Raw genomic sequence first — 25,730 nt, forward strand, 5'->3', positions numbered from 1 at the left:
TCCTTCCCATTTTCCATATTTTCTCTTTATCCTAATTATTCTACTTCCATCTGCTTGGTTTTTCCAATCTTAAATAAATCCGAACAGCAAAAAAACCGTCCGCCAGATTCCGGCGTACGGTCCATATGTCGTCTAACCAAGCTGCCCCGTTATTTCAGGCAAAATCCCTTCAACGGCAGCGGCAGCCTCGGCTACGGAGCCGGCTCGAATTGTAGTGAACTCAGCCTCCGTATACTGCTCTTCCGTATAGGAATAACGAGGGTCGTAATAATAAAGCAGCAGGAGCTCAACCGCCCGCTCGTAACGCCCTTGAATCAGGCATTCGTCGATTTCGGCCGCGATCGGGACATGGATCCGGGATTTGATCTTCCGAAAAGCCTCGAGGCATGCTTCAGGGTTGTTCCATGGTTCATAATCGTCCAAAATAACCTGAACTCGCGCTTCGATCGGAAGCTCAAGTTTGATATGCTGCCCGTAACCCTTTTGCGCGACAATCAAATCCGGAATAACAACCTTCCCAATGCGCTTGCTTTCCGCCTCCATCAAAACGTATGGGCGCTCCCGGTAACGCAGCAATTCCTCGAGAAGCAGTGAATCGAATGTCTTCTGGTTATGCGGCGAAAGCCCGATCTGCCCAAACGCCGATCCGCGGTGTCCGGCCATGCCTTCCAGATCCAGGACGGGATTGCCGCGTTCCTTGAGTCTTCTCAAAACCGCCGTTTTTCCGCTTCCCGTATTCCCGTGAATGACAACCATCTGCGGAGTGAAGGACATCGACTCCAGGGTAGAAACCACCCACTGACGATAAGCGCGATATCCTCCGGCCAGGCGGTACGTGTGAATGTCCATCAGCGACAGCAGCGTCGCGGTGGTTCGGCTGCGCATCCCTCCGCGCCAGCAGAACACCGCTTTCCGCTCCGGAATATCGGCGAACTGCTGGATAAATGCGGGGAGCTTGGCCGACACGATCTCAAGCCCGCGCTTCTTGGCCGTCTCTACATTGACTCTCGTATATAGTGTTCCGATTTCCGCCCGCTCCTCGTCATCAAACAGCGGGATATTCCTGCTGCCCGGAATGGTAGCTTGCGCAAACTCCGAAGGGGATCGCACGTCGATCATTACGAGTCCCTTGCCGCGCTGCTCCAGCCACGCCTCCAGGGTTATATCCTGAAACATACCGTTATCTCCTTCAATAGGCAAATTCTACGCTGTCTTTCTATAGTTCTACGGTTATGCGGCCCGCGTTTTCGCTTGTGACCTCGCCGATCAAACTCGCTTCCACGCCTTTATCGACGAGCGCCTTCAGCAAAGCGTCCGCTTCACCGGCGGAGACGGAAATCAGCAGCCCGCCTGAAGTTACCGCATCACACAAAATCCAGCGATCAATCTGATCCAACTCTTCCGGAAAGGAAATATCGGATTCCACATGCGCGAAATTGTTTTTGGTTCCTCCGGGAACAAAGCCGCTTTCGGCCAATTCTCTGACGCGAGGCAGCACCGGGACCGAACTGCGGCGAATCGTAATGCCCGCGCCGCTCCCTTTGGCCATTTCAAGCGTATGCCCCATCAGCCCAAAGCCCGTTACATCCGTGCACGCGTGCACTTCAAAAGCTTCCATCGTTTCGGCGGCCGTTTTATTCAAAGCAGCCATCACCGAGGTGACCCGCTTGATCTCCTCCTCGGTAAGCTGATCTTTCTTAATTGAGGTCGTCATGATGCCCACGCCAATCGGTTTGGTCAAAATCAGCTTGTCGCCCGGCTTCGCTCCGGCATTCGTTCTGACTTTATCCGGGTGTACGAGACCGGTAACCGCAAGGCCGAACTTCGGCTCCTTGTCGTCGATGGAATGTCCCCCGACCAGCGTCGCTCCCGCTTCTCTGACTTTATCGGCGGCACCCCGCAAAATGTCGGCGAGTACGCTTTTGTCCAAAGTCGAAATCGGAAACGCCACAATATTAAGAACGGTTAGCGGCTTTCCGCCCATGGCGTAAATATCGCTGATCGCGTTCGCTGCGGCAATTTGTCCAAAAGAATAAGGATCATCCACGATAGGAGTAAAAAAATCGACGGTTTGCACCAGCGCCAAATCGTCGCTGAGACGGTATACGCCGGCGTCGTCGCTCGTATCCAGGCCCACCAGCAAATCGGGATTGGGCTCGGAGCGCGGAAGGCTGCGAATCACCTGCATCAGATCGGCAGGCCCGATTTTGCAGCCGCAGCCGCCTTTGCTGGAAAGCGAAGTCAATTTAACGGGTTCAAATGTAGACATGAAATCGTCACGTTCCTTCCTTGCGGGCTTAAGCAGAGCCCGGTTTTCACCTATAAATCGTACTCCAATTTCCCCAAAAAAGGCAAACCCCGCTGCGAAAACGAGCCGAAAACGGGAATGAAAGGCTCTTGCCTCCCTGTGATATACTTGGGATTGTGTGTAATTATTAACTGTTCGGAGGTAAAAATGTCTTCTTCAAGCGGAAATATTCATTCGAATCGGTCACGATCGGCCGGCAGCCGGAAAGCCATATGGTATGCGGCGATATTTCTCGTTATCGCCATTGCGGGATTGTGCTATGTCAAATGGTGGCCATATTACGGAAAAGCGCTCAAGAGCGCAACCAGCCATTCGATCGGCTCTTCGATTCTCGGTTCCGATACGGCCATCGCCCCATCCTGGAGCGCGGCGCTCGATTATACGGCGGCTTATTTCAAATCGGTATGGAAAGCCGCCGTGCTGGGCATTTTGCTCGGGTCGCTCGTGCAGGTGCTGCTTCCCGCCCGTTGGCTCAGCAAAGTGCTCGGCAGCAGCCGTTTCAAAAGCACCTTTCTCGGCGGGGTTGCCGCTTTGCCGGGAATGATGTGTACCTGCTGCGCCGCCCCGATCGCCTCGGGGCTTCGTAAAAGAAACGTGTCGGTCGGCGCCAGCCTGGCGTTCTGGATCGGCAACCCGGTGCTTAATCCGGCAACGCTCATTTTCATGACGTTTGTCTTGTCTTGGAAATTCACGCTGCTTCGTCTAGTTTTCGGCGTGCTGATGACTTTTGGCGTCAGCTACGCGGCTAACCGGATTGCCAAAGGCCAAGAAGTTCCGGCGCCTGCGGAAATGGAACTTGAAGAGGCGAAAGAGGAAAGCCCCTTCGCATTGCGCTGGCTAAAAAGCCTGGGATTCATGATTTTGAGCGTCGTTCCCGCTTATCTGCTGTCCGTGCTCGTTCTCGGCGCTTTCCGGAACACGATGTTCCCCGTCGCGCTCGGAGGGAGCGTGCTCGCTATCCTGGTTTTTGCGATCGTCGGCACACTGTTCGTGATTCCGACCGCCGCGGAAATTCCGATTATTCAATCGTTTATGGCGCTTGGCCTCGGAAGCGGTCCGGCCGCAACTCTGCTCCTCACGCTGCCGGCGATCAGCCTGCCGTCGATGCTGATCGTTTCGCGATCTTTTCCGCGTAAAGTGTTAATGTTCGTCTGTGCGTCCGTCGTTGTGATCGGCATTGTCGGCGGGCTCGTCGGAGCCTTGGTGCTGTAGCCCGGAGATAGGGCGCGGAATTCATGTCTTGTTACATTTTCCGATATATAAAGGCGCTGTTTCCAAGGAAAGCGGAGTCGGTACTCGACTAAAAGCCCCTTTTGCCTGGAAACGGCGCCTTTTTAATTTCGCGGACATGCCGGCATGCCTACATGACAAGAGTTCTGTTGGCCGACTTGGACCGGTTCCAGCTTCGGAAAGCGAAGAAGCATGCGATCAAAATAACGACAGTCGTCACGAAACTTCCCTCCGCCCCGAAGGTTCCCCCTGAAAGGAACGCGCTGCCTTCCGTGGCCGCAGATACGAATGAGCCTTCTTCAGCCCCCGATACCGCGAAGCCAAACACGTCGCCCTGGAAGAAGTTCCACGTCCAATGAAACCCGATCGTATACCACAGTCCGCGCGTCCGCTCCCGCATCAATGCAAAGAAAATCCCGATCAGAAAGATGTTGATAAGCGGCAAAGGCGTTGATAAAATGCCCGGGTTTCCGAGGTGCATAAGCGAGAAAATAACGGACGGCACGACGACCGCCGTCATCACGCCGAAATATCGCTTCATCACCCCCTGCAGATAACCGCGGAAGAACAGTTCTTCCCCTACGGCGACCAGCAGAAATACGCCGAACGAAGCGCCCGCCTTAGCCCAAGCGTCGGTATCCAGTCGATACGAAAGAATATGTATTCCGCCTAAGGACCAAACGATTCCAAAACAGATGGCTATAAGTGCAATCCCAATAACAAACCCCTGCCCGCCGCTTGCCAAAGGGCGAGGCTGGAGCACGCCGATCGTCCACCTGCTCTTTCGCTCAAAAATAGCGTACATGATAAGCGGAGCCGCGATCATCGGAGCATCGGTAACCAGTTGAGCAGCCCAGGATGTGTGATAATGGATCGCGGATAACCCGGCCGAGCCAAGCGCCAAAAGCACAACGAACAACACGAAGCTAAGCAGAACCTTGCCAGTGACTATAGAGACTTTTTTCAACTTTGCTCCCTCTCCCTAAACGTTGAATTTCTGTCTGCACTGGATGATATGCGCCAAATGATGATTCCCGTGCCACGCGTATACCCCGAGATTGTAAGCAAGGCTTGTGGTTGCTCCGGATTCCGGATGGTGAAACGTTCTTCCGTAGTCAGTATTGCTTAAGGAGCGCAGCAGAATCGCCCATCTTCGGTGCAGAGCTTCCAGCAGCACGGTTGAGACCGCGATATCCGCTTCATAATCGGGGAGCTTCGCCCAGCGATCTTCATAATAAGGCCGGATTGTGGGCGTATCTTCGGTCAGCGCCAGCTTGAACCTTGTGTAGCTGTTGATGTGGCTGTCAACCAAATGATGCACGACCTGCCGAATCGTCCATCCCCCGTCGCGGTATGTCAACTCCAGTTGATCCTCGCTTAATCCCGCTACCGCCTGCTTGATTTTTTCCGGCAGCGCCTCGATTTCCCGAATCCATTCCTCGCGCCGGACGGGGGTGATTTCACCTTCGAATGCAAATTCTCCAATAGGGTATCTGGGGTCCATCGGAAGCCTCCTCTATGAGATATATTCCCTTTATATCCCAAACGAGGAATTATGTCGATCCCCCAAACGAGAGAATGAACAGTGTGTGAAATCACCCTTTTATATCATTTTGTTATGCTATACTCACTGAACAGAACATTTACAAAGGATGATTGTTACGCTAGTCATAAAACGAGACGGGTCCGAAGTGGCCTTTAACCAACAGAAGATTATCGACGCGATATGCGCCGCCATGAACAGCACCGAGAAAAAAGTCGATATGGCTGTCGCACAGAGAGTGGCCGACAAAGTTACCGCCAAAATTTCCAAATTGGACAAGGTGGATATCGAGCATATTCAGGACGAGGTCCAGTCCGCGCTGATGAACAGCCGGAGAAAAGACGCGGCCGAAGCTTATATCGGATACCGCGAAGTCCGGACGCTGAAAAGAAGGGAACGCAGCAGCCTCGACAAAAAAGTGCTGGGCCTGCTTGAGCTGACGAACGAGGAAGTACTCAAGGAAAACTCCAATAAGGACGGAGCCACTATTCCAACGCAGCGGGATCTGCTGGCAGGCATCATGGCCAAGGATTTTGCCCAAACTTACATGATTCCGAAGCGCGTGGTGGAGGCCCACAATAACGGGAGCCTGCATTTCCACGACCAGGACTACAGTCCATATTTCCCGATTTACAACTGCATGCTGATCGACCTCAAAGAAATGTTGGAGAACGGCTTCAAGCTCGGCAACGCGCAGATCGAGACACCCCGGTCCATTACGACCGCCACCGCGATCACGGCGCAGATCATCGCCCAGGTGGCCAGCCACATTTACGGCGGGAACACCATCAACGAGATCGACATCGTTTTGGCGCCTTATGTGGAGAAATCGTTCATCAAACATTACAAGAACGGCTTGGAGTGGCTCTGCGCGCTGGATAGCGACGAGATTGCCAAGCTGGATATTTCCTACGAAAATGACGCGCTGCATGCGCTATATCCGAAATGCTTCGATTACGCGAAAAAGCTGACAGAAAAGGAAACCTTCGACGCGTTCCAATCGCTGGAGTACGAGATCAACACGCTCGTCAGCGCCAACGGACAAACTCCGTTCAGCACTTTCGGCTTCGGCCGCGGACGCTCCTGGGCGGAGCGTCAGATTCAAATCGCCATCCTCCGCAACCGGATTCGCGGGCTTGGCAAAGACGGTAAAACACCCGTATTTCCGAAGCTGATCTTCGGGATGGAAGACGGAGTGAACCTGAAGCCGGGCGATCCAAACTACGACATCAAACAGCTGGCGCTGAAATGCAGCACGCTGCGGATGTATCCCGACATCATCTCGGTGCCAAAGGTCAAAGAGATCACCGGATCGTTCAAATTCCCGATGGGATGCCGGTCGTTCCTCGGCGTTTACGAAGAAAACGGAAAAGAACTGCATGACGGACGGTTCAACATGGGCGTGGTGACCGCCAACCTGCCGCGCCTGGCCATTCGCGCCAAAGGTTCGGAGCAGACTTTCTACCGCCTGCTTGACGAGCTGCTGGAAACGTGTAAGGAAGGGCTGATGTACCGCATCTCCCGCCTGCAGGGCGTCAAAGCCAAAGTCGCCCCGATCCTGTATATGGAAGGCGCGGCCGGAAGCCGGCTGCAGCCCGAAGACAGCATCGACCACCTGCTGGAAAACGGCCGGGCCAGCATCTCGCTCGGATACATAGGCATCCACGAGACCATTCTATCGCTCTATGGGAAACATATTTACGACGACCGAGTCCTGTGGCAAAAAGGACTTGACATCGTCAAATACCTCAGCGCGAAAACCGAAACGTGGAAAAAGGAAACCGGATACGGCTTCAGCCTGTATTCCACCCCGGCTGAGTCTTTGTGCTACCGCTTCTGCAAGCTGGACGAGCAGCGATTCGGCGCGATCGAAGGGATCACGGACAAAGGATATTATACGAACTCCTTCCACTTGGATGTCGCCAAAAAGGTTAGTCCTTTTGAAAAAATCGAATTTGAGAAAGAATATCCCGTTTATGCAAACGGCGGATTTATCACCTATTGCGAATTCGATTCGCTGGTGAAAAATCCGGAGGCGCTGGAAGCGGTTTGGGATTACGCTTACGAACGGGTGCCGTATTTCGGAACGAACACCCCGACGGACAAATGCCTGGAATGCGGCTTTGAAGGGGAATTCGAAGCCACGAACACGGGGTTTGAGTGTCCGAACTGCGGAAACCGCAACCCGAAAACCTCGTCGGTGATCCGGCGCTGCTGCGGGTACTTGTCGGAGCCAAGCCAGCGGCCGTTTAACGCCGGAAAGCAGCGGGAAGTCGTTGCCCGCGTCAAGCATGTGTGAACCCCATGAATATCGCAGACTACAAAAAATTCGACGTGCTGAACGGAAGAGGGCTGCGCAACTCGCTGTTCGTCTCGGGCTGCACCCATCGCTGCGAAGGCTGCTTCAACGCGGCAACCTGGAACTTCAACTATGGCGTCCCGTATACTCCGGAATTCGAAGATCGGATCGTCGCCGACCTTCAGGTGGAGGATATTCGCCTCGCGGGCTTGTCCATCTTGGGCGGCGAGCCCTTCCAAAACACAGACGGACTGCTCGGTCTGGTTAAAAGGATTCGTTCCGAATGTCCCGGCAAGGACATCTGGATCTGGTCCGGCTACACCTTTGAGGAAATTATCGCCGATGCCGCACGCAAGGAGCTGCTTGGCTATTGCGACGTCCTGATCGACGGCAGATTCGTGCTGGAGCGGCGCAACTTGAAGCTCAAGTGGCGCGGTTCGGATAACCAGCGGGTGCTAAACGCGAGAGAAAGCCTGAAAGAGGGAAAAGCGGTAATGCTGGACCCGGATGAGGCGTAGGGCGAATTCGAGAGAGTAGAGTGTTTTTGAGGAAGAGTAGGGCGATTTGAGAAAGAGTAATGTATTTTTGCGGTTGTTTCTTCTCAGCGGCACTGAATAACGATACAAAATGGCCTTATTCCACTCGGAAATCGTATTTTCCTGACAATAGCGGTACAAAAGGGTCCTATTTTCGGAAAAACGTCCAACACCGAGGGGAAAAGGGCAGCTTCTGAAGAAATAAGGCCATAAAACGGCGCTATTCCTTCAGAAAAAGGCACCTCTAGTGGAAATAGAACCCTTTTTGACCGCTATTTTAAGTGTCGGAGGGAAGCCGTGTTTTAGGGACGCTGTTAACCAGAGATGTTGCCCAGAGCAATCCCTTTGTTCTGACTTGTGTCAACGTGTAAATCCCCGTTACAATCCAGCAGGGCTTCTCCGCTTTGTTGTCATGATCTGTTTTAGAGGTTGACCCAAAAGCCGCTATCAATGACTTTTAGGTCAACCTCTTGTCCTATACCGAAAGTAAATCCGGTGCAAGCGTTTATAGTCCCGAAGCTTTCGTCTATTTTAACCTTCTATTTGGGTTCATCGTACGCTCAATTTATACGATCCCCCGGGCTCTGTCGCAAACCGGAGAATACCGTTTGCATCAGGCCTTACTTCGACCTGCCCTCCGTTTGGACCGGTGACCTCGAAGGATGCGCCGGAAGCGCACACCGCGCAGGAACCGCCGTGGATGGAAATCACCCTCGATTCCGTCAGCCGGCCCTCATCCCAGCAAATATCGATTTCGAACCCGCCGCGCGCCCGAAGCCCCGTCACTTCTCCTTGCTTCCAGGAGCTTGGCAGCGCCGGCAGCAGTTCGATACAACCTTGATGGGACTGCAGCAGCATTTCGGCGATGCCCGCCGTTGCGGCAAAATTGCCGTCGATCTGGAACGGGGGATGCGCGTCCAGCAGGTTGCCGTAAACGCCGCCGCGCTCATACACGATATCGTCCTCTTTGACGAGCTGCAGCAGATTGGATACCAGCTTCAAGGCACGGTCGCCGTCCCGGAAACGCGCCCAAAGGCTGATCTTCCAGCCCAGGCTCCAGCCGGTGCCTCCGTCGCCCCGCCGCTCCAGCGACCGTCTGGCGGCGGCAAACAGCTCCGGCGTCTCCTGCTCTGTCAGCTGCCGGCCGGGATAAACTCCAAACAAATGAGACACATGGCGATGGTGTACATCTTCTTCTTCAAAATCCTTGGACCATTCCTGCAGTTGTCCGTGCTTGCCGATTTGCAGCGGCAGCAACCGTTCCCTTGCCGCGGCAAGCTCCTGGGCGAAGTCTTCATCAATCCCGAGCAGCTTCGCGGCCTCTATACAGTTGCCGAACAGCTCCCAAATCAGCGACAGGTCCATCGTAGTTGCTACACTGACACCAAACGCGCGGCCTTCTTCGGTTTTGAATTTATTTTCGGGAGATGTCGAAGGGGCCGTTATTAAATGGCCCTGGCCATCATCGATCAGCCAGTCCAGGCAGAAAAGCGCCGCTTCTTTCATAACCGGGTACGCATGGCTGCGCAAATAAGATTCGTCCCGGCCGAAGACAAAATGGTTCCACAGATGCTGCGTCAGCCAGACGCCGCCCATCGGCCAAAGCGCCCAGGTCGGATCGCCGTCGCCGTAATTGCCCACGGGGGCGGTTTGGCCCCAGATATCCGCGTTGTGATGGGCAACCCAACCGCGGGCGCCATAGTTCACTTTCGCCGTCTCCGCACCCGTCCGGGAGAGCCCGGATATGAGATCAAGCAGCGGCCGATGGCATTCGGACAAGTTGCAGGTTTCCACCGGCCAGTAGTTCATCTGCGCGTTGATATTTAATGTCCAATTGCTGCTCCACGGCGCTCGCGTATGCTCGTTCCAAATCCCCTGCAGGTTGGCCGCCTGCGTTCCCGGGCGCGAGCTTGCGATCATCAGGTAACGGCCGTACTGGAACAGCAGCTCTACAAGCGCTGGATCCCCGGCGCCGTACTGCACAATCCGTGTGTCCGTCGGCGTCTCTTCCGGAGCGGGAGAACTGCCCAAACGCAGCTTCACCCGATCGAAAAGAGAGCGGTGATCCCCGATATGCCCCGCCTTTAATTGCTCATAAGGCATAGACATCGCCATATCCACATAAGAGCCGGCAATAGCCTCGGCGTTTTTGCCTTCGCTTCCGGGCATCCGATCGAAGCCGTTAAAGCTGGTCGCCGCACTGAAATACAGCGTAACGGCCGTGGCGCCATAGATATGGATGCCGTCTCCGTCGGCCATCAAGCGGCCATCCTTCAGTTTAGCCTCAATGCAGCCCGCGAAACGCATGGCTTCCGTTGTTGCCTCATCCCCGTAAACCAGCGGCTTGGAGGAGGAAAAGTAACTCGGATCGGCGTGCTCCGGCGCAATACCGCGGAGTGTGAAGCGCCCTCCTGAAGCCGATGTCGCGTGACGAAGCGGGCTGTCGAGCCGTACATGAAGGTCCAGCGCCCCGCGTTCGCTGGCTTCCATATGAATGGCGAGCACTTGATCCGGGTAAGAAGCAAAAATCTCCCGGACATACTCGACGGTCCCGATCCGGTATTCTACCTTGGACAATCCGCTCTCCAAATCCAACGTCCGCCGATAGGCGTTGTAAATATTTCCATGCTCGAAACTCAGATGCAAATCCCCAAACGGCAAATAGGTCTCCGTATAAGGCCCCATCATATTCTTGCACAATTGTTCCGCTTCTTCATAACGCTCCCCGCGAAGCAATTCCCGCACCTTCTGCAGCGCCTCTTTGGCAGCCGGATTGTTCCAATCCTTCGGGTAACCGGACCATAAGGTATCCTCATTAAGTGCGATCCGCTCCCGTTCCACGCCCCCGAAAACCATGGCGCCCAGCCGGCCGTTGCCGACCGGAAGCGCTTCCGTCCAGAAGCTCGCGGGCTTCTCATATTGCAGCTTCATCTTATACACCTCACCCATCAAGTGAAAATCGGTCGTTTAAAAGGTTCCTTGGCAGACTGGGGTTTCGACCGGACAGATTTTTACGGACGCCGTGGAGAAACGCGAAGCGTTTTGACCTCAAAGGGAGCGAAATTAAGCTGTGCTTCCTGGGAATTTATGAGTGTCGGCTGCAGGCCAAGCTCATGTTCTTCCAGCATGTCCGTTTCCGCGATTCCGGCAATTTCCGTATGAAAACCTATACGGCAGCGGGCAGCCGCCCCTTTAGCTTCATACAGTCTGGCGATCCAGTCCCCCGATCCGTCTTCCGCCATTTTAATCGTATCCAATATGACATTCAACCCACTAAATTGCACAAATTCAAAGGGGCGACTGACCTTTCCGGGAACGACAAGCGGAGGACAATTCAGTTCGTAAGCCTCGCGTACGACAGGACTGCTCATGAAGCCTTTGTTCCATAAATGAAAAGCGTAGGTAAATTCATGCCAGCCCTCATCCGCGTGCTCATCGGGATCGGAAGGCGAACGGAGCAGGGTGAGGTTCATTTTTTTGCCGTCCACGTTGAGCCCGTATTTGCAGTCATTCAGCAGCGAAAAACAGCGATCTCCTTCAACCAGAGCCGACCATTTATGCTGGTTGACCTCGTACCGGTCCGCGTCATGGGGACGGGACCGGTGGGTCGGCCGTTTCGCATATCCGAACTGAATTTCGTTCAAATGTTCGTTTGCCCAAAGGTCAACATCGAAGCACACTTTAAGAAGCTTGTGTTTTTCCTGCCAATGAATCTTCGTGCGGAACTCCACGCTCCGGCTATCGGCTTCCAGGCGTATATCCTGAATCAGCTCGGACTGATGCAGCTTCCGCTGCACCCGAATGGTTCCAAACAGCGGCCCTGCCGCCGCGACGGCGAGTGTCGCCCGCTCCGGCAAATCCACCGGAGCATCGGCATAACGGCGGTCGATTTCCCAAGCGTCAAACCCGGAAGGCTGATCCCGGTACATCAGGAACCGGTTGCTTGGCCCGTTCGTCCACTCCAGACCGGTTTCTTTGTCAAATATGCTCGCGATTTCCCCGTATTCGTTTAAGGCAACCTTCATCCAACGGTTTTCGAGCGACCGTTCCGTCACGATAACCTCTTGCTCCACGTTGCCGGCCGGTGCCGATTGAACGGAGGCAAATCCCAGAGCCGGAAGCTCTACCCGGACGTATCTCATATCCTCTTCATGCTGAACGGGCAGTTTCTCTCCGTAAACTGCGGCGGCGGCACCCTCAAAGCTTTGCGGCAGCTCAACGACAGCCGTACGCTTCCACGGCAGGGAATTAAAGAACGTAACCGCTCCTTCCGTACCGTCGGTCAACGCCGATGCGGCCCGAAGGGCCATGCCTTCCGCCGTATGCGCGATCTCGTCGAAATCCCGCTTGGCCTCTTCATGCACCCGAGCAATCGAACTGCCGGGCAAGATATCGTGGAACTGCAGAAGCAGCAGCTTCCGCCAAACTTCGTCCAATTGCCGCTTCGGATAAGGCAGCTTCCCTTCCAGAGCGGCGAGCGTGCTCCACATCTCGGCTTCCCGGAGCTTAAATTCCCCGAGCCGGTTGCCCTTCTTCATCCCGGCCTGCGTCGTCAGCGTACCGCGATGCGCCGGATAATACAGTTCGCCGCGATAACGGGCGTCCGGCACTCCGCGCCGCTGCAGGTCCTCGAAATAATCCAGCGGAGAGCTGATTTCCGTAAGAGGCACTCCCTCTAGGTTTTCCATCCGTCTCAGCGATTCCAGATCCTTGCGGTTAGCTCCTCCGCCCCCGTCTCCGTAACCGAATTGCACGAGCCGGGTTGATATGTCCTGTTTTTGAATTCGTTCATTCCATTGGAACAGGGCATAAGCGACGTCGGCCGGATTGGGGAAAGGACCGTAATCCATCAGATGCACCAGCACCTCGGAGCCGTCGATGCCTTCCCAGGTGAACGTGTTATAAGGAAAAGGATCGACGATATTGTGATAGGTCTGGAACATTTTGACGGAGGCAAAATAGTTGATCCCGCACTTGCGCATAATCTGAGGCAAACTTCCGGAGTATCCGAACACGTCCGGCAGCCACAGCATCTTGTTGTCGACGCCAAATTCCTCCCGGAAGAAACGCTTGCCGTACAGGAATTGGCGAACCAGGCTTTCGCCGCTAGGCATGCTGGTGTCCGGCTCAACCCAGGCCCCGCCCTCCGGAATAATCCGTCCTTCCTTCACGTAACGCTTGATGCGCTCGTACATTTCCGGGTACAGTTCCTTGACCAGGCTGAATAAAAAGGGCTGACTCTGCGTGTAGCGATACTCGGGATATTCATCCAGCAAAGCCAGTTGATTCGAAAAAGTGCGGGCGATTTTGCGCTTCGTCTCCTCCAGCGGCCACAGCCAGGCAATATCCAGGTGGGATTGTCCCATCATGAACAGCTTGGGAGCCGTCGATCCGTTTACGCATTCCAGAAGCGGCTGCAAAATCTCCCTTCCTTGTTTCGCGAGCATCTCCGGCTCCCGGTCGGCCAGATTCCAATCCAGCTCCCGGATCAGCCGCAGGAAGCCCTTGTCGATTTCGCTGACGCGCAAGGAACCGGCATCCAGGCCGTTTCGCAATTGGAACAAGGTGTTCAGATCGATATAAAACTGATACAACTCTTCATGGGCAAGAACCAGACGGGCGCCTTCGTACACTGGTTTCTGCTCCTTATTTTGGCCCGCGTAGGCTTCGGCGAGGATCTCGAAGGTTTCTCCTGGAACAGCCGCCCGCGTCAAGGTAATTCCGGGATGCTGCCAGTCGGCGGCTCCCGCCAGCTTGCCGTTTACGTACACCGTACTGTCTCCGCCTAGCCGGAGCTGAATTTCTACGCGACTCCCCTCGGCTTCCTGCGGTATAACTACGGTTCCTTTGAACCATCCGTATCGCCAGGCTTCGCCCCACTCTGAGCCGGGTTTTATCGGCGCGAATTCCTTATTTACGGCCTCCCCGTATGGAACCCATTCGTCCGTAACGGTATATTGGAACTCTGGCTCCTCCAAAGACCGGAATACATGCTTGTTTTGATCTCCCAGCCACTTCTCGACATGAAAAAAATACTCTTTCGCCAGTGCCACGGGTCTCCCTCTTTTCTTCGCAGATATATTTGACAGCGCTTACCACAGGTAATATTTTAAGCGGAGCGCTACCGGGGAGGTAGGTACATTTCCGCCCAATCCCGTACATTTACCCGCCTATCTAAGGGACAATTCCGCAGCACTCGTCCCCTTCTCCCGTGAATGCCGCCTAAGCAAAAAGCGCAAGCGGAAGGATACTCGAACCCTTCGCTCGCGCTTTTCGGCCAGTTATTTACGGTTTACCGGGTTTGTCCGGCTTATCCGGCTTGTCCGGCTTGTCCGGTTTGTCCGGTTTGTCCGGTTTGTCCGGTTTGTCCGGTTTGTCCGGTTTGGATGGGGTACCGATGGTGCTGTAAACCAATTTGTCCACGATCATGAAGGCTCCCGATGTTTTCACGACCTTCAGGGTGTGTGAACCGGCGGAAAGTCCGTCGATGCTGAACAGCGTCTGCTGCGTCAATCGTTCGGGAGCATAGGCACTAACCGTTTTTTTCAGCTTACCGTCCACATAGATCTTCATGTTTCCTTGTTCCGGTCCCTTATCGGTGATGAGCCGTATTCCCGTTCCCTTAAATGCGTACTCCATAAAGTCGCCATCCGCGGCGGTGAAGTGCACATCTTCCTGATAATTTCCCGTGAATGAAAATGCGAGATAAGCCGTTCCGACCGGCTGTGCGGCAAGATAATCCCGCTTGATCGTAACCGTATTGCCGTCTACCGTATAATCCGTGCCTTGAACCAGCTCGGTTTCCTGATTCGAGATGCCCTTCAGGTTTCCGGCATCCAGCGCCAGAGTTACCGTAAGATCCTCCGGATTCGCCGCTTGTTTGTCAAACACGGCCGTATCCGGCCCGATCAAATCCGGCAGGATCATTCGCAAAGAATCGAGCAGCATGTAGGAACCCGATTTTTTAACCGCCTTCAGGGTATGAGTTTCATAAGGCAAACCGGTAATGCTGTACACGGCTTGCTGAGTCATTCGCACAGGGTTGTACGTGCTGAGCGTTTGCTTGAACTCGCCGTCCACATAGATGTCGACATCTCCCTGTGAAGTATCTTTTTCCGAAATGAACTCGATGCCGGTTCCCGTAAACGCGTATTCAAAATAATCCCCGTTCTTCTCGGTGAACTGAACATCATCTTGATAATCGCCAAGCCCACGGTTCCGCGAGGAATTCCAAGACCCCGTGAAGAAAATCCCGGATTCGCTGTTGTTGACGGTCACCAGACGTCCCCTGGAAGATTCGCTGACCACCACCGGCAGCGTCCCGGTGGCGCCTGAACCGAAGGTGAAGGTCAGGTTCGCGACCCCAAGCGGCAAGGCAGCCAGGAATTCCTTCCGGAACGTGACTTGATCGCCGGAGACCACGTAATCCGTGCCGGGAATCAATGCGTTATCGCCGTAGGAGATAGCTGCAAAGCTGTCCCCGCGCAGCGTCATGGCCGTCGATAAGTCCGCCTGCTCCGAAGCCTTGCGGTCAAAGCTGAGCGCCGCGGGACTTAAAGTGGGCGAGGTGTCGCTAATTGTTAAGGCCAGCAATCCGTCTGCCCCCGAGCTGAAATGGAAGGTCAGGCTCGCGGCGCCAAGCGGCAGAGAAGTAAGATATTCCTTCTTGATCACCGCCTCATTGCCGGACGAAATGTAGTCCTGCCCCGGAATCAGCGCACGGCCGTTATTGTCCGTGATGCCGGTAAGCTCGTTCCCGTTCAGTTCCAGGTCGATTGCGGCATCCGCCTGCTCCGTCGTTTTCTTATTGAAGCTGATGGAATTAGGGCTGATCGTGCTGTTTGGCGAGTCCGTATCAAGAATCGAGACGACCAGGTTTTGCGTGGCCCCCGAGCCGAAGGAAAACTCAAGATTTGCCGTCCCAAGCGGAAGTGCGGCCAGAAATTCCTTTTTCAGCGTGATTTGATTGTTCAAAACGGCGTAATCGGTCTCAGGAGTTAGAGCGGTTCCGTCATGTGCAATGCCGGTCAGGCCAAGCGAGCCGCCGTCCGGCGTTTCCGAAACCGTCAAATCCGCCTGGGCGTCCGCCCTTTTATCAAATTCGGCCGCATCCGGACTGATCAAATCGGGCAGCATGATCCGCAATTTATCCAACAGCATGAAAAATCCGGTCTTCTTCACGGCCTTTAAAGTATGCGTCCCGTTCTCCAGACCGGAAACCGTGTAGACGGTTTGCTGGGCCGAACGGCCAAGATCGTGTGTGCTGACCGTTTGTTTGAACTCTCCGTCCACGTAAATATCGATATCGCCTTGGGAAGGGTCTTTTTCGGTGATGAATTCGATGCCTGTCCCGTTAAAGGTATACTCGAAATAGTCGTTTTCCCGTTCCACGTAATGAACATCGTCCTTGTAATCGCCAAGGTTGCGGCTGGTACTCACGCTCCACGCTCCGGAGTATACAATGTCCGGGTCGTTGTCATTCAGGATTTTAACCGCGCCCCTAGACGTATCGCTGACTGCCACCGTCAAGCTCCGATCCGCACCCGAGCTGAACGACAGCACCAGGGTTGTCATCCCGGCAGGCAGTCCGGCCAGAAAATCCTTCTTCACAATCAACTGATCGCCCGACAGTTTGTAATCGGTATCGGGGATTAATGCCGTCCCTTCATGGGTAATGCCGGTCAAATCGTTTCCGTTCAGAGCCAGCGTTGCCGTTACGTCGTGCTGATTCTGGCGGTTCTTATCGAAGCTGACCAGCGTGGGGTTGATCTCGCTGTCCCGCACTGTCGAATCGGTAACCGTAACCACGAAGGTTTGCGCCTTCCCCCCGCTAAAGGAAAACGTGAGATATGCCGTGCCAAGCGGCAAGGTAGACAAATATTCCTTCTTCAAAACAACCTGGTCGGCCGAGATCGTGTAATCCTGATCGGGCTGAAGCGCCCGCCCGCCGTTCGAAATCCCGGTCAGGCCGTTCCCGTTCAACGCCAGAGTCGTCGTAAGATCCGCTTGAGCGTCCGCTTTCTTATCGAAGGTCGCTTCGGACGGATTCAAGCTGCTGTTTTGCGTCACGGAGTCCTCGATTGCCACAACCAGATTTTGCTGCGGCTCTACCAGTTCCTTGCCTCCGTTGCGCTCCCAGGCTCCAGTGTACCTGATGCCCGTATCGTCGTCGTTGACGGCGGACAGACCGCCGAGCGAAGTCACCTTAAACAACCGGGAAGCGTGCGGCGCCAAATCGGATACGCCGTAGCCGTCCGTGAAAGTGCCGAGTTCGCTGTGGCTCCATAAATCCCTCACCGAAGCGGAACCGGTCAGCCCGATATCGCTCCAGTTGACCGATACCGCCGCGGGCGCGCCGCTCAAGTTGAACAAGGCAACCGTATAAGTCCCGTCGCCATTATTGGCATACCATACCTGCTTATCCGTATCCATCGACACGGGATGCGCCGGGCGCCCCGCCTGATTGACGGCGATAACCTCGTCGTTCGTCAGCAGAGAGAGGCCGTAATCATCCAGATTGGTCAAGTCATTGCCCGTATAGAGCTGCGCCGAAGAAATCGACCATAACGTCATGGCCGTCTGCCGCTCGTCCATCGTAAGGCCGTCCATCGCTCCGTTGCCGATATCCAGCGAATCGAAATCGTTCCAGCCTCCAGGGCCCGCATCCCGCCACCACAATGCCGCGTCGGGGAACAACCGGGCGATATTGGCCCAGGTCGTTAAAGAAACGCCGGTCTGATAGCTCTCCACGTCCCAATCGACCCGCCATCCGTTGGCGTATTTTTTCCACGTGTCTACGTAATTGTGGTCCAGCGCCCACGAGAGTTCAAACCAGATGTGGTGCCGGCTGAGAGCTTGGGACCACGCTTTAACGTCGTCCCGCGCGTCGATGGAAGTATCGTTGTGCCCGGAGCCCGGAGTGACGCTGTCAAACTTGACGAAATCAATCCCCCAAGAAGCCAGTTCATCGGCGATGGAGTCGATGTATTTCTGGGCGCAGGGATTGCTGAAATCGATTTTATAGCCGATGCCCCAATAATCCGCCTGTCTCAACGGCTGGGCCGCGATATCCTGCATACGGCATTGATTGTCTGTGCCGTAAATCGGAAGGTTCGCTTCATACGCCTGCGGAGAAAGTCCGGGGATCATGTAGATGCCGATTTTTTGCCCGTTGGCGTGTACGTAATCAATCACATCCTGAAATCCGTCCGGATACAGCGTCGTGCTTGGCGTCGGCCGACCATATTCATCCATCCCTCCGTTCCACCCGGCATCGATGTTGATGTAGTTGTACCCATGGGACTGAAGCTTCTCATGCATCGCATCGGATTGGGCCTTGATTTGTTCGGCGGTGATCCAGCTCCCGTTCTCAAACACCTGCATGCTGTAACTGCTCCAGCCCATCAGCGGCTTCTGGGCCAGACCATTGTCGGCGGCCTTGGCGGCCGGCGCATTCGGCGCAAAGACTGCGATCTGGGTTGATAAAACAATCAGGGTCAACAACAACAGCTTCGTTTTGCTCCAAAATCGGTTCATCAAATTGCTCCTTTCCGGTTTATATTATGGGATGATACATTTTCAGTTTGATTCTCTCCTCTTCTTCGGGCGCGCCTATCATTTATCTCTTTTGATAGCGCTTTCCACGATTCCCATTTTATGTTTTACGATGTCCGGAAGGTAGGTACATTTCCCGCCGGCCAGGTACAGTTCGTCCGATAGATCATCTGAAACGCATAAGAAACCCCCGATTTGCCGGGGCAAATCGGGGGTTTCACGAGATTTCCATCGGAATGATTATTTTGCATTTTGTGCCAAATCGCGGTTTCTCAAATGCGGAATCGTCGTCATCACGGATTCATGGCCGAGCTCCTCGCGGATTTTATCCGAAGCAAATAATGGCTTGTGTTCGTTGCCGGGCCGTTCGTAATATGAGAAATCGAACTCCTTCAAAGCAGCCTCGCCATAAATCGCCCGAAGCATCTCCACCGTCTGGGCGTCGCAGCTGGAATCGGGCCCCACCACATTATACACGCGGGTGCCTGAACGTTCGGCAAACAGCGACTTTTCCACCGCGTCAAGCACGTCGGAAGCCAGTACGCGAGTCAGCATCGTGATCGGAACGGGAAGCGGCGTATTCGGACCAACAGGTTCCGGCACCCAACTATCCGGATGCACCGCGCCGAATCTCAATTGGGTGAAATCCGCGTCAGGATATAATCTGCCAAAATAGCCGACCAGTTCTTCCACCAATGCCTTGCTCATCCCGTAAGCATCCGTTGCTAGGCAAGGATGGTCGTCGGCGATCGGAAAACGAAGCGGCAAAAAGCGTTCATCCAGGCAGCCTGCCACCGCAATTGAACTGGCAAGCACGAATTTGCGACAGCCCCGGTCCAGCAAATAGCGGAGAAGCTTTCCCGTACCAAGCACATTGACGGTGAGCGCGCTGTCTTCGGAAGCGCCCCCGGTTACCGCCGCAAGATGGACAACCGACGTAATGTCGTATTCATCCAGCTTGTGCAAATCTTCGATACTTTCGAACGTTCCTTTCACCCAAGGAATGTCGGCCTTGGGCCTGCTCCGGGATAAACCGATAACATCGTGCCGCCCTTTCAGCCTGTCCGCAAGTCCGGTGCCTATGAACCCCGCCGCGCCGGTAATCAGAATCGCCATCTCAATCCCCCCGTATAGATCCTTTGACTGTGTTATATATCCTGGATCGGTGTGAAGCCGTGCAGCCAGTTCAATTCGCTGTCCTCCATAAATCTGGCGGGCCAGCTTACCGGATCGGTTCCCCAATCGGTAAAATTTTTAACGGAGTTATAAAAAGCTTCGATATTCTCCTCGGAAGGCTCCTTCAACAAACGATCCAGATGGTTCATGAAATCCTCCGGCTTGCGCGGCGCTTTCTCCAGTACTTTAAGAAACCATTTATGATAAGGGTATAATTGCTCGTTATAGGCCAGAATCATGCGCCCGCCGAACAGCGCCAAATTGTTTACCGAATGCTGCAGCAAATAGCGGTTATCGTGCTTGAAAGCCTCGGCGCAGTACCATTTCCAGGCTTCCAATTGGGCAAAAAACCGCGCCAGATTCTCCGGTTTCCGCTCCACGGGATAGCGGACGATTCTCGTCAGCAATTCTTCCATGTCTTCTGCCTTTGAAAAGGCCAAAATCGCTCCTTCGAAGGCGAAGCGCGCCGGTTCGCTGCCCTTTTCGGCAACGCTCTCCATAAAGCTGCGAGAGATGTACTTGCCATCAACGTAACCCGAGTCGTAGGCGGTTGACTCCGACTCCCAGTAGTGGATTTCCCCGGAGCTTAACCGTTTAGCGTAATCGTCCTCCGAAACGACAATCATGATGTCCACATCGGAGGAGGGCTTGGCAAATCCGTGGGCAATGGAGCCGGAAACCAGCAGCGCCAAAATATCGTCCCTTTGGCTAAGCTTGCCTGCAAGCTTTTGAATCGATTCTTCATGATGCTTGAAAATGGGAAACACCTCATTTCAGAATGTTTTGGCACTAGACCGGCTTATAGTAAATAACCGTGGCATCCAGTTCTCCGTTTGCGGATTTGGCATACCCCGGAATCCGTCCGGCCTCCACATATCCAAGCGAGCGGTACAGCAAGTTCGACGGATCGTCCATCCTTGTATCAAGGACCAGCAAGCTTCTGCCTTCGCGGATAGCCCGTTCCTCCAGAGTCCGCATAAGCCGCCTTGCAATGCCCTGCTTCCGTTCTTGCGGCAGCACCATAAGCTTGGCCACTTCGGCCCTGTGCAGACCATTGGGCTTCAAGGCAAGCTGCAATTGCACGGCGCCTACGATCCGGTCATCCTTCACGGCAGTCCAGAGAATCACGCCGGGACCAAGAACCTCCTGCCAATAGAGGATCGCTTCGTCACGGGCAAGCGGAGGAAGAAAACCGACGGAGGCGCCGTCCTGAACGACCTTGATCAATAAATCGGCCAACTGCTCCACATCCCCGAGGCTCAGAAATTCCATCTCCCGAATTTCCGGCTTTGAATGATTCACGCAGGTTTCCTCCCTAGCTTGGATGTTTTTGTGCTTCCCGTGATTATACCATTATGTTCCTAGGGGATGAAGGGGCAGTTTTCGCCGATATTACCAATCAAAATCTTCTTCGTACCCTAAATAAATCAACAGCTCTCCGGCCGATTTTTTGAACTTGCTTTTGGTTTCCTCCGTGAAGTATTTGCGCCACTCCCCTTGGGGGACGCTCTGGTTCTCCCAAAGCTTGATGCGCGACACCCGCTTCTTATACCGGTCTTTCGGAATTCCGCCGTCCCGCAAATCTTCCCACAAGTAATCGATCAGACGGGTCTGCTCGCTCAGCAGTTTGTCGCGGCCGGCAACCAGATCCTCATAACGGATGACCAGGGTTTGCGGGTCTTCAATCCATCGCAAATACTGATTGTAATATTCGTTGGTCTTGCCATAGCCGATTTGCGAAAGTCCGTAGCTTCTGGACACCTTCCTGCTCTCCATAAAGCCTGTGGCGAGCTGCGAAACCCGCTGCTCCATCGTTTCGTAATGATGATTAAAGTATTCGTAGTGTTCATGCAAAGGATTATTCATGATGGAAAAGATCATGTTGACGATCATATCCCGCGGATCCCGCAAAATAAACACTCTGCGAATATGGCGCTCATTAAGAAATTGCCGCATCGTTTCGCTGTAGTACACGTATCCCGGCCGGATTTCCCCCGCTTCCATTTGACCCAAGCTGTCCCGTACGTCCTCCTCCCATTGATTGAGCCACTTTCCTCGCCCGAGAAGCGGCATCTTCGCCATAAAAGGATACAAAACTTCAATCCCGCTTTCGGGAATCCCTGTAAGCAATATTCGCACTGTCATTTTCTCAGCTCTTTCCTGATCTGATTTTCCTTTCTCTACTACTCTATGATTGACGGGGGATTAGCGTTTGGCACATATACCTTTAATTAGTAAAAACTAGCATCTTTTTAACGAATAATATACATACCCAAGCATTCGAGACCGAGATTGCATTTCATAATAATACGACGGAGAAAGTGAGGTGGGCTTATTAGAAAAGGCAAACGGCGGAGCCGGAAGATTTGCAGAAAGGAGATTGTAAATGAAACTGGCGGAATTAAAAGGGAGCTACGATGCTATTTTTAGTTTGGGAGACCTTTGCTTGTCGTCATTGCAGCTTGAGAAAAACAACCTGCGGCCTTATGCGGGCGTGTTCGACTGGCTCGCTTCAAAAAACGTCGAGGACCTTTGCAACCTGATCGCGAACGGTTTCTCCGGTTTCATGGAGCAAAAAAACCTGCGCGTGGGCGGCTTAACGGAAAACGGGATGATCTGGATTTATGACGACGCCAATTCTTTGATTTTCAACCACGACTATAAATTGGGGCCGAATACGGTGACCCATCTGGCGACTTATCCTGAAGTCAAAGCCAAATATGATCGAAGAATCGAGCGTTTTATGAAAAAAATAACAACCAGCGAACGCATTCTCTTCGTGAGAACGGAAGCGACTCTGAACGAAGCGAAGTTGATCGAGAAAACCTTAAAAAAAGCGGTGAAAAACGACTTTTCAATCCTGCTCGTCAACCATTCTCAATCGCAAGGGATTGTGGAAATCGACTGGCCGCTCGAAAAAACATGTACCGTCCAATTGTCCGATCGGGAGATCTGGATGGGCAACGATTATCATTGGAAGCAAATTTTAAGTGGAATTCACTACGTGAAGGACCTTACTAGAGGTGGGCAATATGGAATATAATCGCTCTTTTTTGCTGACCGGAGGCACCGGCTCTTGGGGATATGGACTCGTACGCAAGCTGTTAACCTGGAATCCGAACAAACTTGTTGTATTTTCCCGCAACGAATCCCAGCAAGTGAAAATGCAAAGGGAGTTCAACGATCCCAGGCTGACGTTCATCGTGGGCGACATCCGCGACAAAGAAGCGATTACGGCAGCATGCGGCGGCATCGACTATATTCTGCATCTGGCGGCTCTCAAGCATGTGAACATCTGTCAGGAGCAGCCTTACGAGGCCATGAAAACCAATGTCATCGGCGTGCAGAATGTCATCGAAGCGGCCATCCATAACAAGGTAAAAAAAGTAATCAACGTATCCTCCGACAAAGCGGCGAATCCCAGCAACTTTTACGGGCTCACCAAATCGATCGGAGAAAAACTGATCCAATATGCCGATACCATCGGCAAGGACACCCGTTTTCTGTCGGTTCGCAGCGGCAATGTCATCGGTACGAGCGAAAGCGTCGTTCTCCTTTTCAAAGACCAAATCAAGCATCAAGGACGAATAGGGCTTACCGATCTGAAAATGACCCGTTTTTTTGTCACGAACGAAGTCACAACGGACCTTGTGCTTGATGCACTCGAGGAAGGGAAAGGCGGAGAAGTTTTCCTCCCGGACATGCCGGCCTGCAAAATTCTGGAATTGGCCGAGGTCATCAAAGAAAAATACGGAAGCAAGGACGACAAAATCGAAGTAATCGGAATACGACCGGGCGAAAAGCTGCACGAGTATTTGATCTCGGACTACGAAGTCCCTAATACGGTACTGTACGAAAAGGACGGCAAGCGGTATTTCATTGTGCTCCCGTCCGTACAAAGCGGGGAGAACCTGAGTTTCTACGCTTCTTACCCACGCGTGAAGGCAAAAAGCTACACCTCCGAAACGGATTTGATCAGCAAGGAAGAAATCAGACAGATGCTGCAATCCGGCGGATTTTTATCATAAGGATGATGAGTTTATGAAAATACTGTTAGCCACTTACTGGGCCATTCCGCATGTCGGAGGAGTTTGGCCCTTTATGCTGCAGCTCCAAAAGCAGCTTCAGGCCCGGGGACATGAAGTGGACCTGCTCGGGAACGGCGGAGACCCGGGCAGCACTTTCATCTCGATCCTGGATAAAGCGGAAATCTTGAAAAGCAAGCTCCGCCCTCTCCTTACGGAGAAGCTCAACATCCTGGCATATCCGTCCATCCACCGCAATTCGCTGGTTCTATATACCGAGATGGAGCGTTATTTGTTTGAGCTTGCTGCCGCTTATTTAAACATCAATTATTACGATGTGATTCATACGCAGGACGTCATCGCCGCCGCTTGTATCCAGCGCGTCCGTTCGGACAAAACGGCCCTGGTCGCATCTTTGCACGGCAGCGTGGCGCATGAAGTGGAACGCCAGCTCGAGACCTTTCACAAATCCTCGACCGGCCCCGTGGCCAGAGCTTATTTCAGCGCTCTTGAGCACGCCGGCGCTTCCTCTTCCGAAACGGTGATCGTCGCAAACCAATGGCTGGAGCGGATTTTGAACGGGGAATTCGGAGTTCCGGCGGACAACATCAAAAGGTATCCCTATGGGTATGATCAAACCGCTTTTCTGAAACGGGCAAACACGGCTTCCCCCGATGTCCAGAGGCCGGAAGGCAAAAAAGTGATTATGTATGCCGGCCGGCTCATCGAGCAAAAAGGCGTTCATCATATTATCGATGCTCTAGGCGAGCTCAAGAAGAAACGAAACGATTGGGTTTGCTGGATGATCGGCGACGGGGACCTGCAAGTCAAGATGCGATCTCAATGCCAGAGCTTGGGGCTTGAGGACGACCTCGTTTTTTGGGGACGCAGGGACGACATTCCGTTCCTGATGCGAGCCGCGGATCTGTTTCTCCAGCCCAGCCTGCTCGATAACCAGCCTTTATCGGTTATTGAGGCCCAAATCAGCGGCCTGCCGGTCATCGTCAGCGATGCTGGAGGCCTGCCCGAAATGGTCGAGCATGGGGAGACCGGAATGATCAGCCCCGTAGGCGATATTCAGAGCCTAAGCGATCAGATGGACCTGTTGCTCGGAAACGATAAACTTAGAGAAAAAATGGGCGCGAAAGCCAAGGCTTGGGCTACGGAACACTGGAGTCTTGACCTGATGGTCGAACGTTACCTGGAGATCTATGAAAATGCGCTTTTGAAACGGGAAGAGGGGCGAAGATGAGCAAATATTTATTCGTAAATGGAGACAATTATAATTTCTTGTTCGGGAAACCCGTGAACGATATGGAAAAGTTCGTCATCGTCGACGGACATGTCTGGAATAGAATCGTTGCCGCGTTGCCCGAAGAGTACCGGCTTCCCGACCGGACGGCCGAAGACGTTCTGGATCAAGCCGTAGCCGAGTTGGACGCCAACGTCTGGAGGGGAGAAGAATGAACAATTACTGGGATACCGTCAATACGAATCAATTTCTGCAGGATGAACAGGAAGGATACAACAAACCCGTCCGAAGCAAATATCGCGAGATTCTTCAGGAACTGGAGATCAAGCAAATGCTTGAGGTCGGATGCGGTCCAGGCGTGGACTATGTCGGCGCAGTGCAGACGCGGCCGGACATCCGGTACGTTGGAGTGGACTATACGGCCCAGATGGTTCGCCACTGCCGGAAGCTGTATCCGGAGGGGAAGTTTTATAAAGCCGATATTCACCAGCTCCCCTTTCCCGACGGAGCCTTCCAGTTCGTATACTGCAAGGACGTGCTGAATCACCTGGACGATTGGAAAAAAGGGTTCTCGGAGCTGCTGCGCGTGAGCCGCAAATATGTGCTTGTCAACTTCTTCTATGGCCTCGGTTCCATTACGTTCAATCAAAAGAAGCAGGAAAACGGGTTTTTGAACAACTTTTTCGATTGGAATCAAATGATGACCGCGCTGGTATCGCACCCTCACGAATCCATCAAGGTTTATACTTTGCAGTGCAAGCCTAACGAAGAAACCATGGTTTTGTTCACAAAACCGTAATTCCATGA

General features: G+C 53.5%; 19 protein-coding genes. 8 read left to right on the forward strand and 11 right to left on the reverse strand.

Annotation, left to right across the window (positions count from 1 at the left end; translation table 11 throughout):
* Nucleotides 1-132: 132 nt before the first annotated feature.
* A complete protein-coding gene (gene mnmH, locus ACI48K_RS11530) occupies nucleotides 133-1,176 on the reverse strand; it encodes a tRNA 2-selenouridine(34) synthase MnmH (RefSeq protein ID WP_475027748.1) in 1,044 nt (347 codons plus the stop codon).
* A gap of 40 nt (nucleotides 1,177-1,216) precedes the next feature.
* The gene (selD, locus tag ACI48K_RS11535; RefSeq protein ID WP_475027749.1) at nucleotides 1,217-2,269 is read right to left on the reverse strand and encodes a selenide, water dikinase SelD; all 1,053 of its coding nucleotides are present in this window, start codon (nucleotides 2,267-2,269) and stop codon (nucleotides 1,217-1,219) included.
* A 186-nt stretch (nucleotides 2,270-2,455) separates the two neighbouring features.
* Between selD and ACI48K_RS11540 the strand changes: the two genes are divergently transcribed.
* Nucleotides 2,456-3,520 (forward strand): permease, encoded by a 1,065-nt coding sequence (locus tag ACI48K_RS11540; protein WP_475027750.1) that lies wholly within the window; start codon nucleotides 2,456-2,458, stop codon nucleotides 3,518-3,520.
* Between the two features lie 148 nt (nucleotides 3,521-3,668).
* Here the strand turns inward: ACI48K_RS11540 and ACI48K_RS11545 are convergent, their stop codons facing one another.
* Nucleotides 3,669-4,505: a lysostaphin resistance A-like protein gene (locus ACI48K_RS11545; RefSeq protein ID WP_475027751.1), complete on the reverse strand. Its 837-nt coding sequence runs from the start codon at nucleotides 4,503-4,505 to the stop codon at nucleotides 3,669-3,671.
* A gap of 15 nt (nucleotides 4,506-4,520) precedes the next feature.
* The gene (locus ACI48K_RS11550) at nucleotides 4,521-5,042 is read right to left on the reverse strand and encodes a YfiT family bacillithiol transferase (RefSeq protein WP_475027752.1); all 522 of its coding nucleotides are present in this window, start codon (nucleotides 5,040-5,042) and stop codon (nucleotides 4,521-4,523) included.
* Nucleotides 5,043-5,190: 148 nt separating this feature from the next.
* On the opposite strand from ACI48K_RS11550, the gene nrdD reads away from it, so the two are divergent.
* Nucleotides 5,191-7,380: an anaerobic ribonucleoside-triphosphate reductase gene (gene nrdD / locus ACI48K_RS11555; RefSeq protein ID WP_475027753.1), complete on the forward strand. Its 2,190-nt coding sequence runs from the start codon at nucleotides 5,191-5,193 to the stop codon at nucleotides 7,378-7,380.
* A gap of 5 nt (nucleotides 7,381-7,385) precedes the next feature.
* Nucleotides 7,386-7,898: an anaerobic ribonucleoside-triphosphate reductase activating protein gene (gene nrdG / locus ACI48K_RS11560; RefSeq protein WP_475027754.1), complete on the forward strand. Its 513-nt coding sequence runs from the start codon at nucleotides 7,386-7,388 to the stop codon at nucleotides 7,896-7,898.
* A 567-nt stretch (nucleotides 7,899-8,465) separates the two neighbouring features.
* Here the strand turns inward: nrdG and ACI48K_RS11565 are convergent.
* From ACI48K_RS11565 to ACI48K_RS11595, 7 genes are all read right to left on the reverse strand, one after another.
* A complete protein-coding gene (locus tag ACI48K_RS11565; RefSeq protein WP_475027755.1) occupies nucleotides 8,466-10,847 on the reverse strand; it encodes a glycoside hydrolase family 95 protein in 2,382 nt (793 codons plus the stop codon).
* A gap of 80 nt (nucleotides 10,848-10,927) precedes the next feature.
* A complete protein-coding gene (locus ACI48K_RS11570) occupies nucleotides 10,928-13,969 on the reverse strand; it encodes an alpha-mannosidase (RefSeq protein WP_475027756.1) in 3,042 nt (1,013 codons plus the stop codon).
* A 232-nt stretch (nucleotides 13,970-14,201) separates the two neighbouring features.
* Nucleotides 14,202-18,452: a X2-like carbohydrate binding domain-containing protein gene (locus tag ACI48K_RS11575; RefSeq protein WP_475027757.1), complete on the reverse strand. Its 4,251-nt coding sequence runs from the start codon at nucleotides 18,450-18,452 to the stop codon at nucleotides 14,202-14,204.
* Nucleotides 18,453-18,710: 258 nt separating this feature from the next.
* Nucleotides 18,711-19,586 (reverse strand): NAD-dependent epimerase/dehydratase family protein, encoded by an 876-nt coding sequence (locus ACI48K_RS11580; RefSeq protein WP_475027758.1) that lies wholly within the window; start codon nucleotides 19,584-19,586, stop codon nucleotides 18,711-18,713.
* Nucleotides 19,587-19,618: 32 nt separating this feature from the next.
* Nucleotides 19,619-20,413: a nucleotidyltransferase domain-containing protein gene (locus ACI48K_RS11585; protein WP_475027759.1), complete on the reverse strand. Its 795-nt coding sequence runs from the start codon at nucleotides 20,411-20,413 to the stop codon at nucleotides 19,619-19,621.
* A 22-nt stretch (nucleotides 20,414-20,435) separates the two neighbouring features.
* Nucleotides 20,436-20,918: an N-acetyltransferase family protein gene (locus ACI48K_RS11590; protein WP_475027777.1), complete on the reverse strand. Its 483-nt coding sequence runs from the start codon at nucleotides 20,916-20,918 to the stop codon at nucleotides 20,436-20,438.
* Nucleotides 20,919-21,038: 120 nt separating this feature from the next.
* Complete coding sequence (locus ACI48K_RS11595) at nucleotides 21,039-21,791, reverse strand: hypothetical protein (RefSeq protein ID WP_475027760.1); 753 nt, start codon at nucleotides 21,789-21,791, stop codon at nucleotides 21,039-21,041.
* Nucleotides 21,792-22,032: 241 nt separating this feature from the next.
* Between ACI48K_RS11595 and ACI48K_RS11600 the strand changes: the two genes are divergently transcribed.
* The 5 genes from ACI48K_RS11600 to ACI48K_RS11620 are packed head-to-tail and all read left to right on the forward strand — an operon-like array spanning nucleotide 22,033 to nucleotide 25,722.
* Entirely contained in the window at nucleotides 22,033-22,689 is a 657-nt protein-coding gene (locus ACI48K_RS11600) for a DUF1796 family putative cysteine peptidase (protein WP_475027761.1), read from the forward strand.
* The gene (locus tag ACI48K_RS11605) at nucleotides 22,679-23,674 is read left to right on the forward strand and encodes an SDR family NAD(P)-dependent oxidoreductase (protein ID WP_475027762.1); all 996 of its coding nucleotides are present in this window, start codon (nucleotides 22,679-22,681) and stop codon (nucleotides 23,672-23,674) included. Before ACI48K_RS11600 ends, ACI48K_RS11605 begins: the two co-directional genes overlap by 11 nt.
* A 13-nt stretch (nucleotides 23,675-23,687) precedes the next feature.
* A complete protein-coding gene (locus tag ACI48K_RS11610; protein WP_475027763.1) occupies nucleotides 23,688-24,923 on the forward strand; it encodes a glycosyltransferase family 4 protein in 1,236 nt (411 codons plus the stop codon).
* Nucleotides 24,920-25,138 (forward strand): hypothetical protein, encoded by a 219-nt coding sequence (locus ACI48K_RS11615; protein WP_475027764.1) that lies wholly within the window; start codon nucleotides 24,920-24,922, stop codon nucleotides 25,136-25,138. The genes ACI48K_RS11610 and ACI48K_RS11615 overlap by 4 nt, the downstream gene beginning before the upstream one ends.
* The gene (locus ACI48K_RS11620) at nucleotides 25,135-25,722 is read left to right on the forward strand and encodes a class I SAM-dependent methyltransferase (RefSeq protein ID WP_475027765.1); all 588 of its coding nucleotides are present in this window, start codon (nucleotides 25,135-25,137) and stop codon (nucleotides 25,720-25,722) included. Before ACI48K_RS11615 ends, ACI48K_RS11620 begins: the two co-directional genes overlap by 4 nt.
* Nucleotides 25,723-25,730 lie beyond the last annotated feature (8 nt).

This window comes from Paenibacillus terrisolis (assembly GCF_056171975.1).

Excerpts from the sequence above, each read along its gene's own strand:
- mnmH (WP_475027748.1), bottom strand. The coding sequence starts at position 1,176 with ATGTTTCAGGATATAACCCTGGAGGCGTGGCTGGAGCAGCGCGGCAAG.
- selD (WP_475027749.1), bottom strand. The coding sequence starts at position 2,269 with ATGTCTACATTTGAACCCGTTAAATTGACTTCGCTTTCCAGCAAAGGC.
- ACI48K_RS11540 (WP_475027750.1), top strand. The coding sequence starts at position 2,456 with ATGTCTTCTTCAAGCGGAAATATTCATTCGAATCGGTCACGATCGGCC.
- ACI48K_RS11550 (WP_475027752.1), bottom strand. The coding sequence starts at position 5,042 with ATGGACCCCAGATACCCTATTGGAGAATTTGCATTCGAAGGTGAAATC.
- nrdD (WP_475027753.1), top strand. The coding sequence starts at position 5,191 with ATGATTGTTACGCTAGTCATAAAACGAGACGGGTCCGAAGTGGCCTTT.
- nrdG (WP_475027754.1), top strand. The coding sequence starts at position 7,386 with ATGAATATCGCAGACTACAAAAAATTCGACGTGCTGAACGGAAGAGGG.
- ACI48K_RS11565 (WP_475027755.1), bottom strand. The coding sequence starts at position 10,847 with ATGAAGCTGCAATATGAGAAGCCCGCGAGCTTCTGGACGGAAGCGCTT.
- ACI48K_RS11575 (WP_475027757.1), bottom strand. The coding sequence starts at position 18,452 with ATGAACCGATTTTGGAGCAAAACGAAGCTGTTGTTGTTGACCCTGATT.
- ACI48K_RS11580 (WP_475027758.1), bottom strand. The coding sequence starts at position 19,586 with ATGGCGATTCTGATTACCGGCGCGGCGGGGTTCATAGGCACCGGACTT.
- ACI48K_RS11590 (WP_475027777.1), bottom strand. The coding sequence starts at position 20,918 with ATGGAATTTCTGAGCCTCGGGGATGTGGAGCAGTTGGCCGATTTATTG.
- ACI48K_RS11595 (WP_475027760.1), bottom strand. The coding sequence starts at position 21,791 with ATGACAGTGCGAATATTGCTTACAGGGATTCCCGAAAGCGGGATTGAA.
- ACI48K_RS11600 (WP_475027761.1), top strand. The coding sequence starts at position 22,033 with ATGAAACTGGCGGAATTAAAAGGGAGCTACGATGCTATTTTTAGTTTG.
- ACI48K_RS11605 (WP_475027762.1), top strand. The coding sequence starts at position 22,679 with ATGGAATATAATCGCTCTTTTTTGCTGACCGGAGGCACCGGCTCTTGG.
- ACI48K_RS11610 (WP_475027763.1), top strand. The coding sequence starts at position 23,688 with ATGAAAATACTGTTAGCCACTTACTGGGCCATTCCGCATGTCGGAGGA.
- ACI48K_RS11615 (WP_475027764.1), top strand. The coding sequence starts at position 24,920 with ATGAGCAAATATTTATTCGTAAATGGAGACAATTATAATTTCTTGTTC.
- ACI48K_RS11620 (WP_475027765.1), top strand. The coding sequence starts at position 25,135 with ATGAACAATTACTGGGATACCGTCAATACGAATCAATTTCTGCAGGAT.